The organism is Providencia sp. wls1914 (assembly GCF_009706645.1).
Classification (GTDB): domain Bacteria; phylum Pseudomonadota; class Gammaproteobacteria; order Enterobacterales; family Enterobacteriaceae; genus Providencia; species Providencia zhijiangensis.
Genome location: NZ_WLUN01000012.1, coordinates 50,865 through 63,717, shown reverse-complemented (window position 1 = coordinate 63,717; position 12,853 = coordinate 50,865). Strand labels below are relative to the sequence as shown.

Annotated in this window: 12 protein-coding genes; 5 read left to right on the top strand and 7 right to left on the bottom strand. The window is 42.4% G+C overall.

From position 1 onward, the window contains the following. Window positions 1-12: 12 nt before the first annotated feature. On the top strand, window positions 13-1,308 hold the full coding sequence (locus GKR74_RS08390; RefSeq protein WP_154603233.1) for an SLC13 family permease: 1,296 nt from the start codon (window positions 13-15) through the stop codon (window positions 1,306-1,308). A gap of 57 nt (window positions 1,309-1,365) precedes the next feature. On the opposite strand, the gene GKR74_RS08385 is transcribed toward GKR74_RS08390, so the two are convergent. The 5 genes from GKR74_RS08385 to ulaR all read right to left on the bottom strand — a co-directional run bounded on the left by GKR74_RS08385 (window position 1,366) and on the right by ulaR (window position 5,399). Beyond that, entirely contained in the window at window positions 1,366-2,088 is a 723-nt protein-coding gene (locus tag GKR74_RS08385) for a hypothetical protein (protein WP_154603232.1), read from the bottom strand. Beyond that, the gene (locus GKR74_RS08380; RefSeq protein WP_181477761.1) at window positions 2,073-2,597 is read right to left on the bottom strand and encodes an RNA polymerase sigma factor; all 525 of its coding nucleotides are present in this window, start codon (window positions 2,595-2,597) and stop codon (window positions 2,073-2,075) included. Before GKR74_RS08380 ends, GKR74_RS08385 begins: the two co-directional genes overlap by 16 nt. A gap of 15 nt (window positions 2,598-2,612) precedes the next feature. Further along, complete coding sequence (locus GKR74_RS08375; protein ID WP_154603231.1) at window positions 2,613-3,299, bottom strand: hypothetical protein; 687 nt, start codon at window positions 3,297-3,299, stop codon at window positions 2,613-2,615. Between the two features lie 161 nt (window positions 3,300-3,460). After that, window positions 3,461-4,528: an L-ascorbate 6-phosphate lactonase gene (gene ulaG / locus GKR74_RS08370; RefSeq protein ID WP_154603230.1), complete on the bottom strand. Its 1,068-nt coding sequence runs from the start codon at window positions 4,526-4,528 to the stop codon at window positions 3,461-3,463. 115 nt (window positions 4,529-4,643) lie between these two features. Beyond that, the gene (ulaR, locus tag GKR74_RS08365; protein ID WP_036950625.1) at window positions 4,644-5,399 is read right to left on the bottom strand and encodes an HTH-type transcriptional regulator UlaR; all 756 of its coding nucleotides are present in this window, start codon (window positions 5,397-5,399) and stop codon (window positions 4,644-4,646) included. A 427-nt stretch (window positions 5,400-5,826) separates the two neighbouring features. Between ulaR and GKR74_RS08360 the strand changes: the two genes are divergently transcribed. The 3 genes from GKR74_RS08360 (at window position 5,827) to GKR74_RS08350 (ending at window position 8,828) form a co-directional block, all read left to right on the top strand. Beyond that, entirely contained in the window at window positions 5,827-7,599 is a 1,773-nt protein-coding gene (locus GKR74_RS08360) for a PTS ascorbate-specific subunit IIBC (RefSeq protein ID WP_154603229.1), read from the top strand. 66 nt (window positions 7,600-7,665) lie between these two features. Continuing rightward, window positions 7,666-8,133 (top strand): PTS sugar transporter subunit IIA, encoded by a 468-nt coding sequence (locus tag GKR74_RS08355; protein ID WP_154603228.1) that lies wholly within the window; start codon window positions 7,666-7,668, stop codon window positions 8,131-8,133. 50 nt (window positions 8,134-8,183) lie between these two features. Continuing rightward, window positions 8,184-8,828 (top strand): 3-keto-L-gulonate-6-phosphate decarboxylase UlaD, encoded by a 645-nt coding sequence (locus GKR74_RS08350; protein ID WP_154603227.1) that lies wholly within the window; start codon window positions 8,184-8,186, stop codon window positions 8,826-8,828. A 53-nt stretch (window positions 8,829-8,881) separates the two neighbouring features. Here the strand turns inward: GKR74_RS08350 and GKR74_RS08345 are convergent, their stop codons facing one another. Beyond that, window positions 8,882-10,174 (bottom strand): MFS transporter, encoded by a 1,293-nt coding sequence (locus GKR74_RS08345; RefSeq protein WP_154603226.1) that lies wholly within the window; start codon window positions 10,172-10,174, stop codon window positions 8,882-8,884. 559 nt (window positions 10,175-10,733) lie between these two features. On the opposite strand from GKR74_RS08345, the gene GKR74_RS08340 reads away from it, so the two are divergent. Beyond that, complete coding sequence (locus tag GKR74_RS08340; RefSeq protein ID WP_154603225.1) at window positions 10,734-11,810, top strand: nitrilase-related carbon-nitrogen hydrolase; 1,077 nt, start codon at window positions 10,734-10,736, stop codon at window positions 11,808-11,810. A 68-nt stretch (window positions 11,811-11,878) separates the two neighbouring features. Here GKR74_RS08340 and GKR74_RS08335 read toward each other — a convergent pair whose 3' ends face one another. After that, window positions 11,879-12,853 carry a sugar phosphate isomerase/epimerase family protein gene (locus GKR74_RS08335; RefSeq protein WP_154603224.1) on the bottom strand — a complete coding sequence of 325 codons (975 nt, stop codon included), beginning with the start codon at window positions 12,851-12,853 and terminating at the stop codon, window positions 11,879-11,881.

Genomic DNA, 12,853 nt, shown 5'->3' with positions numbered 1-12,853 from the left:
AAGGTTACGTGGATGGCAGAGATTGAATGGTTAAGTGCGGTTGTCATCGCAATCACAATAGGGTTTTGGGCGACAGGAAAACTACCAGAATATTTAGTAGCACTACTGTTTTTAGCAGCAGCGGCATGTTTACATTTAGCGCCAACCAATGTGATTTTCTCGGGGTTCACCTCAGAAGCATTTTGGCTCGTTTTAAGCGGCTTTATTCTTGGGTTTGCCATCAATAAAGTGGGGCTGGCGGAACGTATTGCGCAGCATATCTCAGGACGTTTTACCAAATCTTGGCTCTCATTGATCATTGGCGTGGTGATCCTCGCGTATGGGTTGGCATTTATTATGCCGTCGAATATGGGACGAATTGCGTTACTGATGCCGATTGTAATGGCAATCGCGGATAAAGTCGGGCTAGAAAGTGGCAGCCGAGGGCGCATCGGGTTAGCGTTGGCGGTCGGTTTTGGTACCTTCCAACTTTCTGCAACCGTGCTGCCTGCAAACGTTCCCAACCTTGTTATGGCGGGGGCGATAGAAACCACTTATCACCTTAAACTTTCCTATTTAAATTACCTGTTCTTGCACATGCCAATCTTGGGACTGATTAAAGGTGCGCTGGTGGTGTTGTGTATCTATTTCCTGTTTCCCGCCAAATTGCAGCAGGTGGTTGAGCAAAAAACCTTACCACCTATGAGCCGCGATGAGAAAAAGCTCGGTGTTGTGTTGGCAGTCACCTTGCTTTTCTGGATAACGGATACCACACACGGTATTTCACCGGCATGGGTGGGGTTAGTCGCGGCATGTTTCTGCTTGCTACCTAAAGTCGGTTTTGTCACTAATGACGAGTTTGTTAAAGCTGTGAATATCCGCACTTGTATTTATGTCGCAGGGATTTTGAGCCTAGCAACATTGGTGAGTTATTCCAATGTTGGGATGGTGGTTGGTACTTACTTACAAAAGATGCTGCCACTTGACCCAAATAGCCCATTTATGGATTTTGGTAGCTTAGTGGGACTGACCAGCGGCTTAAACTTTGTGGTGACGGCAAACGGTGTTCCTGCGCTATATACCCCGTTAGCGGAATCGCTCTCTAATGCCACGGGCTTACCGCTGATTGCGGTTCTCATGGTACAAGTTATCGGTTATTCGACACCTTTATTACCTTATCAAGCGTCTCCGATTGTTGTTGCGATGGGAATGGGGAAAGTGCCGTTAATGGATGGGGTAAGGTTATGTCTAATCTTGTTTATTTTGACCTTTTTCCTCTTGGTGCCGCTGGATTATTTCTGGTTTAAATTGCTGGGTGTGATCCCTTAATGGAGTAAGGTCAGCATCGTAAAAAATGCTGACTTTTTTCAATGAAGTGTGGCGGTATTAAGTGGAACTGAGTAACTCAATACAGGCCCCTTTAAATAAGACAGTGCTATTTGGCTCACTATTTTCGGTGATCAACAGCTCACTACTGTTTTTGATCATTTTCCACTCGGTAGGGGTGAGTAAGCGAGTGGATTGCAATTCATTAAAACGCCCCAGCAATGAAATTTCCCCAGTTACCTTGTCCTTAGCCCAAATCATTGCATTTCCCAGATTACCTTCTGGTAATGGATATTGGCTGTTCCATTCCAATTGAAGGCGAGATTTTCCGGGTTTATCCCCTTTGTATGCCATTAGTACAAAATGGTCATTTCTCTCTTGAGATGACATGGTCGCGATATAGCTCGGCGTAGCAACTTGAGGGGTTGGTTGCAGTAACATCACGCTGGAAAAAACGAACAAAAAGAGAGAACACCCCCATGGGATGAGTGACCATTTGTATTGCCAAACACGGTGATAAAACGGTATTTTTTCTTTTTTACTGATCACCGATTCAATATCTTTCCATACCCATGATGGTGGCTTATCAACTGCCATTGGTTCTAGCCTATAAAGATATGCATGCCACTGAGCGACTAATTCAGCCCAAGAGGTATCGCTAGCCATCAAGGATTCTAAGCGCTTTCTGGCGTTGGTTGATAATGTGCCGAGCACATACTGGCTCACCAAATGTTCGCGTATGGCTGGGTTGCTATAACGAAGCGGTGTTAGGCGCTTATGCATTGTTTTAGCTCCTTTAAGCCTCGTCGTATCCATGATTTGATAGTGCCTAGAGGGTGAGCAAGGCGCTTCACGATTTCTTCATGAGAATAACCATGAATATAAGCAAGCTTTATGGCTTGCTGTTTTTCAGTGGTGAGCGCGAGAAAACAGCGGTCGAGCTTCTGTGAATCCTCAGAAACAGGGTCATCAATAGCAATCTCTGGGGAGAGCTCGATATCTTCAAACTTCGGCATGCGCCTCTGTTTTCTGACATGATCTATCGCTAAATTACGCATTAACTGGCAGCACCATGCCCAAGGCGATATTACATAATGGCTCGATGCTGAGAACCAGATCTTGAGATATCCCTCATGCAGGAGATCCGCCGCGATATCTCTGTCAGCAACGATATTGACCAGCAGCCCATATAACTTACGATTTGTTAGGCCATAAAAGCGCTCAAAAGCGTGCTGATCTCCCATTTTTATCTGCGAAAATAACGTTTCTAGCTCATTGTTTTCTGCGCTCACGTTCACCTCATAACGTTATGGCAAAATAACCAAATTCCAAGCATTTGCCACTTTATCGCCTGTGATATCACCTGGTTTCTGATCGTTTATCCATGTATACAATGGCTTGCCTTGGTAAGCCCACTGATAGGAACCATCTTGGCGAGTGATAACGCTAAATGGAGCACTGGCTACATCACCTTGTTGTGCCGCTAATGGTGGCCACTTAATTGCGCAATCACCATTACATGATGATAGTCCATCACTGTCTTTAGTGAAGGTGTAGAGCGACATCTTCGCTTTATTGGTTAAAATTTTACCGTTATCGGTGCTATATACATTAACGGGGACACTGTCTGCTCGAGCAATTGACCAAATATTTTTAACCCCTGCACCTGTGACATCACCGGGCTTTTGATCTTTGCTCCACAAATAGAGAGGCTGGTGGTTCATTGTCCACTGCATTTTTCCATCTTTACGTTGGATTTTATTTAAACCGGGTAGGGATGATGTTTCATCGTTCACTAATAATGGTGGCCAGAGTTTGGCGCAATCATCATAGCAAACGGATTGGTCGGGTTTATCATTGTCAAAGTAATAGAGCGTCATACCTTGGTTATTGGTATAAACCTGACCCAACGCGGTTTGTTGGGTTGAAATATCGGAGGCTGCTGCCGAAAAGGCAAACAGGCTTAACAGCGTGGCTGCGATGCGAATGTTCATTATTATTTCCTTGTTGTATGGGTATCAATAAGAGAGACGACAAGGAAATGAATTTGGATGCAGGGAATTGAAAATAATTTTCAGGGCGTTTTTTGATTAAAAAAGACCTGATAATGTTGATTATCAGGTCTAAAAAGCGCAATAAAACGATGTGAACAATCTTACAAAAAGGCTTTGTACGGCAATTCAGGTTCGTTTTTAAAGATATCTTGGAAGCCTCTGAAATGCTGATAATGCATGCGCCCTTTATCGGTTGGGTAGGTATATTTCCCGCCAACTTGCCAGAAGAATGGGGAAAATTTATATTGCAGACGCTCTTTTTTCATATTCCATAGCACTTCAATTTCACGAGGGTCATTTTGGAAGTTAGCCCAAATATCGTGGTGGAATGGAATAACCGTCGTGCAATCTAGTGATTCTGCGGCACGCAAAATATCGGAAGAGGTCATTTTGTCGGTGACACCGCGCGGGTTTTCGCCGTAAGAAAGCAGGGCAACATCGATATTGTAGCGGTTGCCGTGCGCCGCATAGTAGTTGGAATAGTGAGAATCCCCAGAGTGATACAGCGAGCCACCAGTGGTTTCAATCAAATAGTTTACTGCACGCTCATCCATACCGTCCAAAATGGCTTTGTCATAGGAAGAAACGCCTTTTGGTAAGGTCACTAGCGCTGTACGGTCGAACGAGTCTAAAACACGGATTTTCATATCGCCGACTTCAATCACATCGCCCACTTTGGCCACAATGCAGCGATCTTCCGGTACACCCCAACCTGTCCATAGGTTGACGCAGGCTTGTGGACCAATAAATTTAACGTGGTCTCCGCAGTTTTGTAGTACTGCTGCCGCAACGTTGACATCAATATGGTCAGCGTGGTCATGGGATGCCAAAATGGCATCGACATCTTTAATCGCAAATGGGTCGAGCGGAAAAATTGAGGTACGTAAGTTGGGTTGCAGGGCTTCAACACCACCCATACGCATCATTTGATGCTGCTGATTCATCAGTGGGTTTTTCTGGGTTTTTTTGCCAGTTCCACACCAAAAATCGATGGAAATGTTGGTGTTACCTTCGCTTTTCAACCAAATACCTGTACAGCCCAGCCACCACATAGAAAATGTGTTGGGTTCTACGACGGTTTTTTCGATCTCTTCATTGAGCCAGGTTCCCCACTCAGGGAATGTGCTTAAAATCCAAGATTCACGGGTAATTTCATTTACTTTACTCATAGCAACACCTTTCCTATCCAGAATTTCAAATGTAAGGGATTAGCGCCTTATTCATGAAAATAAGGCGAAATACAGAATAAATTTGTTAATTCGTTGAATTAGATAGTTAATCTAATTATACAAGGATGACTTGCGTGCCTTGGGCTTCGATGGCTTTGATAATTTTCGGGTCGGCGTTCTTACCAGTGATGAGATAGTCAATTTTTTCGGCAGGGCAAAATAACATGCCTGTTCGACTTCCAACTTTTGAGCTATCCACAACAACAACCAATTTATCAATACGATCGAGCATCTGTTGCTCCGCGACCGCAGTCAGCATATCTGTTTTGTACAGCCCTGTTTCGGTTAAACCTTTCCCTGAAGTAAACATCCAGTTTCCGGCATATCCCATCAATGTGCTTAATGCTGGATTGAGGAAAATACCTTGTGTTCGGTTATATTGCCCGCCAATCAGAACCACATCTTCATGTTCTTCTTCAATCAAATAGCTGGCGAGAGGGAAATAGTTCGTCACTATCTGGACGCCTTTTCCACACAGTTGCTGTCCTAGCAAAAATGCGGTGGATCCACAGTTGATAACGGCGCTATCTCCCGGTTGGCAAAGTTCTGCCGCTTTCATGGCGATTTGTGATTTTTCCTCATAATGGTCGGTGCTGTTGATATTCAGCGGTGACCATCTGAGTCTTTTTTCTTCAATGCGCTCTGCACCATTACGTATTTTTTTGAGTTTGCCTTGCTCGTCCAGCTTGGCGATATCTCGGCGAGCAGTTGCAGGCGAGATATCAAAATGTTTTGTGATAAAAGATACGTTAATGATTTGATTTTCTTTCAATAAAGACAAAATTTCATGATGTCTTTGTGTCTCATTCATGTGTAGCGCCTTATTTCTGTATAATCATTTTTCGTCTTTAGTGATGATTATTATAATCACAGTATCATGACAACTTTTGATTCAAAATGATTGAATTTGATTCTATATGATCATGGTGAAAATTGTCAACTCACTAAATTCAAAAATTACCCATGCCAAATTAATTCTTTAACTATATGTAAATATTGATTTTTACTATATTTGTTGTGATCGGCTCAACAAATGTAGGGTTTTTTACTGGTCAAAAAGTGTCACTTCAAATAATCATAAATGAGCAAATGGTGATTACTTATGATTACAAAATGTGTTTGAGTGATTAAATTGATGAACTGTTTGATTATAGCGTGAGAATGCTTGTCTGTGATCAGGGTAATGTAATTTTAAATAAGATAATAATTCACACTAAATTTGATTTAGGGGTAAAAATATGGATTTTCTGTATGACTCATTCTATATTTTTTACAGCCAAGTGATGACCAAAGCCCCGTTATTACTGGGATTAGTGACATTGATTGGCTACTGGCTTCTAAAGAGAGATGGCACAACCATCCTGAAGGGAACCATAAAAACGATTGTCGGCTTTATGTTAGTGCAAGTGGGAGCCGATACATTAGTCTCCAGCTTCAAACCTGTCATTGCAAAAATGTCAGAGTATCATCACCTTACCGGTTCAGTTATCGACCCATACACCTCAATGATGGCCACCATGGAAACCATGGGGGATAACTATTCATGGGTTGGATATACGGTTCTGATTGCATTGGCGATTAATATTCTTTTGGTACTTTTCCGCCGTATTACGGGGATCCGCACCATAATGCTGACGGGGCATATCATGTTCCAGCAAGCGGGATTGATCGCCGTATTCTATTTTGTGCTGGGCACCAGCATGTGGGAAACCATTATCTACTCAGCCGTTCTCATGGCGCTGTATTGGGGCATTTCATCCAATATTATGTTTAAGCCAACGGAATCTGTTACAGGTGGAGCAGGGTTTTCAATCGGTCACCAGCAGCAAGTCGCATCATGGGTTGCCACTAAAATTGCCCATAAACTCGGTGATAAAAACGATAGCGTTGATAATCTTAAACTACCGAAATGGCTGCATATTTTCCATGATAGCATCGCTGCCACCGCGATTGTGATGACCGTTTTCTTCGGCATTATTCTTCTTTCCTTTGGGTTAACTAACTTACAAGAAATGGCAGGGAAAACCCATTGGACTATCTATATTCTCGAAACGGGTTTGAAATTCGCGGTTGCCATTCAGATTATTGTTACTGGCGTGCGGATGTTTGTTGCTGAGCTTTCTGAAGCGTTTAAAGGGATTTCCGAGCGCGTTATTCCTAACGCGGTACTCGCCATTGACTGTGCCGCAATTTACGCTTTCTCTCCTAATGCCATGGTATTCGGCTTTATGTGGGGGGCGTTGGGACAGTTTACTGCGGTATTGATTATGTTGGGATTAAGTTCCCCGATCATGATTATTCCCGGTTTTATCCCGATGTTCTTCTCCAATGCGACAATTGGGGTATTTGCCAACCATTTCGGTGGCTGGAAAGCGGTCATGAAAATCTGTTTCGTGATGGGAATTATTGAAGTTGTTGGGTCTGCATGGGCAATTTCATTATTTAGCCAGCAAGGAACGGATTTTAGCGGTTGGATGGGCATGGCCGACTGGGCGTTAGTTTTCCCACCAGTGATGCAGGGGCTTTCCTTCTCCAAATATTTCTTCTTTGTCTTGATTGGACTGTCGTTTGTTTACATGTACTTTGCGTCGAAAAGATTGCGTGCGGAAGAAGATGCACAAGCCGCTGCGGCAGCAGAGCCACAAGTGGAGCTGAGTGTTGAAAATACGTCAGTTGAAGCGACAGAACAGCCTATTTCAACGGGAGCTAGACCCGTCAGTATTCTCGCGGTATGTGGTAATGGGCAAGGTTCATCGATGATGATGAAAATGAAAATTGCTAAGTACCTTGAAGGTAAAGGCATTCCTCATGTGATGGATTCCTGCGCCGTCTCTGATTACAAATCAAAATTGGCGAATACAGACATTATTGTCTCTTCCAAGCATCTCTCTTCTGAAATGGATGCGGGGGAAGGTAAATTCGTACTGGGTGTGCAGAATATGTTAAATCCTAATTCATTTGGCGATGAATTACTGGCGATTATTCATAATAACTTTAGTGAATCGAAATAAATCCAATAACTAAATTTGTCATGGGGATTCAGTGATGTATGCCCATGACGATAGGAGAGCAATGCCATGGGTTTCAAACAATCTCTAATGGATAACAATTCCATTAAATTACATGCCTCAGCGGATAATTGGCAGGATGCAATTAAGATTGGCACCGATATGCTCATCGCATCTGGGGCGATTTTGCCGGATTACCATGAAGCCATTATTAGCAGCGTCAAAGAGTTAGGCCCTTATATCTGTATTGCACCTAATTTAGCCTTACCTCATGCCCGCCCAGAAAATGGTGTTTTAAAAACCGCATTTGCCTTGGTGACATTAAAAGAACCGATTTTATTTGATGGGGAAAGTGAGCCTGTGGATGTCCTCATTACACTCGCGGGAAGTTCTTCTGATGAACATATGGAAGGCTTAATGGAAGTGACTCAAGTATTGGATGATGAAGAGAGCGAAACGGGGATTGACCTCGATAAAATTCGCCGCTGCACCAGTGCAGATGAGGTCTATCAGGTGATTGATGCGGCATTGGCTTAGGCCATTATTCACCAGATACCCGATTTAATCTAAAACACTAGGATAATCAAATGACTAAACCTTTAATTCAAATTGCATTAGACCAAACCAATCTGAAAGATGCGCTGGCGGTTGCTGACAATGTGGAGTCTTTTGTTGATGTGATTGAAATTGGTACTATTTTGGCTTTTGCGGAAGGCATGAATGCGGTTTCAACCCTACGTAAAAATCATCCATCACACATTATTGTTTGCGATATGAAAACCACGGACGGCGGTGCGATTTTATCGAAAATGGCGTTCGAAGCAGGCGCGGATTGGATCACGGTTTCGGCAGCGGCGCATATTGCCACTATCACGGCATGTAAAAAAGTAGCGGATGAATTTGGTCGTGAAATCCAAATTGAACTGTATGGTAACTGGACATTAGACGATGCGAAGCGCTGGGTAGACTTAGGGATCAAACAGGCGATTTACCACCGTTCTCGTGATGCTGAGCTCGCTGGCGTGGGCTGGGGACCTGAAGATCTCACTAAAATGCGCCAACTTTCTGATTTAGGACTCGAACTGTCGATAACTGGCGGGATTGTGCCAGAAGATATTCACCTTTTCGAAGATATCAAAGCTAAAGCCTTTATTGCTGGGCGTGCATTGGTTGGGGAAAAAGGAAAAGCCACCGCAGAAGCACTGCGTGAACAAATTGCTCGTTTCTGGTAATTGGTATTGATAAAAATCCCCTCGAAATTACCGAGGGGATTTTGTTTTTGGGTTTATAAGCGTTTACTTGGCAGTAGCATTACGGCAATACCGCCTATTACCGTTACCGCAGAGAACGCGGCAAAGTTCCAACTACTGGTGACCCCAAGGCTGGCAATATAGGCACCAAACATAGGGCCTGACATGGCTCCGACACGGGAGATACTCATTGTCCAACCTGTTGCAGAAGCTCGCACACTGGATGGATAGAAATGGGCGACATAGCCGGTCAAAATTAATGGTGCAGAAATACAGCCAATCCCCGCGAGACCAACAAGCAAATAATTCATATAGATATTTTGCTTGAAGACCATCAATCCAATCCCCATAGCACCGAGCATAAAGAAGAATGCAACTGTGCCGCGAGCGCCGCATTTATCGGCGACTTTCCCAAGGAATAACCCGCCTAGCGCAGAAGATAAACTGAACACCACTAAGAACGTTAAGCTGGAGCCAAGATCATAACCTTCTTTACGCATGATGGATGGCAGCCACGTATTTAAGCCGTAAACGATGAAGCCTCCACAGAACAGCGCGACCCAAAAACAGCAAGTTGCTCGCAGGTAATCTTTGGAAAAGATAATCGCGACGACTTCTTTTAGGCTACGAGAAGCCTGCTTTTCTAGCTTCACGGGTTCGTGATAGGTGACTTCAAGTTTCTCCGCCAGTTTTCTCGCTTTTTCGTGTTGCCCTCGGTTATTGAGGTATTCAATTGACTCTGGTAACAGGCGGGACATTGGCCAAATTAATAATAAGGGCAACGACCCAACTATCATCACACCACGCCAACCAAATTGACTAAGAATAGCAATCGCGACTAAGGCGGCACATAAGATACCCAGAGAGTAGCCTGAGTACATAATGGCATAGTTAAACGACCGTTTTTCGGTTGGTGAATATTCAATGGTGAGCGCGGCTGCGACAGGGATCACACCCCCAAGTCCGATTCCGCCGATAAAACGCATTAATCCAAAAAACCAAGGTGTTGGCGCTAAAGCAGTGGCTAACATGGTGGACGAAAATAGCGTAACGCAGATTAATAGCATGCGTCGTCGACCATATAACTCGCTTAATGTTCCAATAATAAAAGCACCAAAGAACATTCCCACGAGGGTGTAACTGCTCAAGGCGCCTAATTCAATAGGGGTTAAATTCCACTCTTTATATTCAGAGAGTGTCGGTAAAACAGCACCCATCACCCCCACGTCATAACCTTCAAATAAAATGCTTAGCCAGCAAACCAGCATGACTTTGAAGGTCGTGCGCTTTGAGGAGACAGATGTAATTTCAGATGTTTGTATTGTCATAAATCACTCTCTAATCGTTATTCGACCGATATTTTTTTAATGGCAAGTACGTATATTTTTTAAATCTGAAAAGCCGACATTACACTTTACTTTTTTAAGTTAAATCACAATAGAAATGTTAATGAAATGTACAATAAATGCAGGAATAGGATATTTATTGCAGTTTTTGTTTTTGGATTAAATATTAATAAATCTTATATTTACTCACTATTTTTGTTTCTATTTTTAAGAATGAAAATGCTTTCCTATATTAGTTTTAAGCGGAAATTAAAAATAATAACAAAATTTCATGATATTGATATTAAATGATTTTAAAATAAAATAACGCAAGGTTATATTTATAATTAATAAGATAATTGCTAGATTGTTAATATGTTTATAGCCTGATTTTTTATTTTAAATATTAGTCTTAAATATTGAACAGATTAAGAGTGAATATCCAAAAAATGAAATTTAATATTTATTTGACATAAATTTAACATGTGAATAATATTCGATAAGTTTGATTTTTGAACAATACCAAATGCAGGTAAATCGAAAATAGAATCGGAGAATTATTATGATAAAGCCATATGGTGTAGTGGGTTTAGTGCCAACAACGTGGGGAATAAAAACGCGTAGCGATATTATGAAAAATATCGACCATCTTGAAGAGCTATCTCATGGTGCGCTGTGGCTATCTTCATTGGATCTCCCTGTTCGTTTACTCGTTCTTCCTGAAGGGGCTTTACAAGGTTTCAACGATGAAGCCCTAGATTTACCGATTGCTGAATTTTTAAAAGATGGCGCCATTGATATCCCTGGCCCAGAGACTGACAGGCTGGGAGAGTTAGCGAAATCTCAAAATGTGTACATCATGGCGCAAGCGAAAACCCGTGATCCTGATTGGCCGGGAATTATGTTTAACGTTGGGTTTGTTATTGATCCCAAAGGCAACATTATCCTGAAACACCATAAAATGTCCTCTTTGCTGCCGTGTGAGCGTTCGGCATCGCCTCATGATCTGTACGATGAGTGGATAAAAAAATATGGGCGCTCATTACAATCTTTTTGGCCAGTTGTTGATACTGAAATTGGTCGATTAGGGGTAATGATGGCCATGGAAGGCAACTTCCCTGAAAACGGTCGTGGTCTGGCATTAAATGGGGCAGAGGTGGTGTATCGCGCCTCATTACCGACACCATTTACTGAAAATGACCTGTTTGAAATTTCTAACCGCGCCCGTGCGTTGGAAAATAACTTCTATGTTGTGGCACCGAATATTGGCTCAATGTATATGTTCCCGACTACACAAGCACCAATTGACTGTGGCGGTGGTCGCTCACTGATTGTGGACTACAAGGGTAAAATTGTGGGTAAACAAGAGGATACTAACGGTTCAACCTATGTTTATGGGGTGATTGATATTGAAGCGATGCGTCATCACCGCGCAAATGCCTCGGTGAGTAACTGGCTGAAAGATATTCGAACTGAATGCGCTCAGCTCATTTATGAAACACCAATTTACCCGAAAAATACCTACTTACATGAGCCACAAGGCAATCATAAACACTATCGAGAGACTATTTTAAATAAGCAAATCGAGAAAATGATCGAGCGAAATGTGTTTGTGCCGAGTGTGTATGATAAAAAATAGAATCTTAATCGATAAAAAATCCGATGACGTTATTCACGAAATCGGATTTTTTATTATGGAAAGAAGGGCTATTTATTAAGAACTGCGAGTGCTTCTTGCTTTAACTCTTCAGCGATATTTTTGATGAACGTAAGCTGATTCATCGCATCATTGAGCTCTTTTTCTAACCGGGCATCGAGCCCCTCGACTGGCATCGGAGTTTCACTAGCTCCGCGGTAAGGGATCCATGGATTATCGCCTTCATCATCAAAACGAAATGCTGGCGCATAGTAATCCACTTCCTCTTCTAAACCGAATGAAACCACTTGAGGTTGTTCATCGCCTAAGCAAATCAATTGCTTTAATAATGTTTTGACGGGAACTTCCCCTTCACCAGAAAGACTGGCTTTATGACCAAAACCCTTGCCTTCAGGAACACGTATTGCATCTTTCATATGCACTTGGGTAATGTTGTTTTTCATGTTTTCGAATGCTTCTAGTGGAAGCTCGTTGGCATTAAACATATTGCCAAAATCAAACAGTAATGAAAAATTAGGGAAATTGGCGTCTTCAACCAATTGATTTAATTCATGACTTTTTAAATCTTCATGTTGTTCAATAACAAATTTCAGCCCTGTGTGCTCATAGGTCTCTTTGATGTATTGAATATCCCCTTTGACCTTTTGAAGTACGTCTTGCAGGTTGCCTTCATAGCGAGGGTAAAAGCGAATAGAACTTGCCCCGGTTTTCAACGCAATATGTACCGCTTCATCAATAGCGCTAGCTGCGGATGAGCTAGTTTCAATTTTAAGGTCGAGATTATACTCTTTGGCTTTTTGTCCAAATGCCTCTAATTGCTCGTCACTCATAGTTTTCAGTGCTTGAGTTTCGCCATCTTCAACATGGATTTTAGCGCCAGTTAAATAAAGCTTTTTCGCTATCTCTAATAAATCATCGGGTAAAATTCGCTCTTTTCTCATGTTTAAATGGAATGCATAAGCATGAAGATACAGCGGCATTGAATCAATTCGTTCAATAATTTTTTGGGCTTCGATATTAGTCAT

What these genes read in the sequence shown, in the direction of transcription:
- GKR74_RS08390 (WP_154603233.1), top strand. Translation starts at nt 13, where the DNA reads ATGGCAGAGATTGAATGGTTAAGTGCGGTTGTCATCGCAATCACAATA.
- GKR74_RS08385 (WP_154603232.1), bottom strand. Translation starts at nt 2,088, where the DNA reads ATGCATAAGCGCCTAACACCGCTTCGTTATAGCAACCCAGCCATACGC.
- GKR74_RS08375 (WP_154603231.1), bottom strand. Translation starts at nt 3,299, where the DNA reads ATGAACATTCGCATCGCAGCCACGCTGTTAAGCCTGTTTGCCTTTTCG.
- ulaG (WP_154603230.1), bottom strand. Translation starts at nt 4,528, where the DNA reads ATGAGTAAAGTAAATGAAATTACCCGTGAATCTTGGATTTTAAGCACA.
- ulaR (WP_036950625.1), bottom strand. Translation starts at nt 5,399, where the DNA reads ATGAATGAGACACAAAGACATCATGAAATTTTGTCTTTATTGAAAGAA.
- GKR74_RS08360 (WP_154603229.1), top strand. Translation starts at nt 5,827, where the DNA reads ATGGATTTTCTGTATGACTCATTCTATATTTTTTACAGCCAAGTGATG.
- GKR74_RS08355 (WP_154603228.1), top strand. Translation starts at nt 7,666, where the DNA reads ATGGGTTTCAAACAATCTCTAATGGATAACAATTCCATTAAATTACAT.
- GKR74_RS08350 (WP_154603227.1), top strand. Translation starts at nt 8,184, where the DNA reads ATGACTAAACCTTTAATTCAAATTGCATTAGACCAAACCAATCTGAAA.
- GKR74_RS08345 (WP_154603226.1), bottom strand. Translation starts at nt 10,174, where the DNA reads ATGACAATACAAACATCTGAAATTACATCTGTCTCCTCAAAGCGCACG.
- GKR74_RS08340 (WP_154603225.1), top strand. Translation starts at nt 10,734, where the DNA reads ATGATAAAGCCATATGGTGTAGTGGGTTTAGTGCCAACAACGTGGGGA.
- GKR74_RS08335 (WP_154603224.1), bottom strand. Translation starts at nt 12,853, where the DNA reads ATGACTAATATCGAAGCCCAAAAAATTATTGAACGAATTGATTCAATG.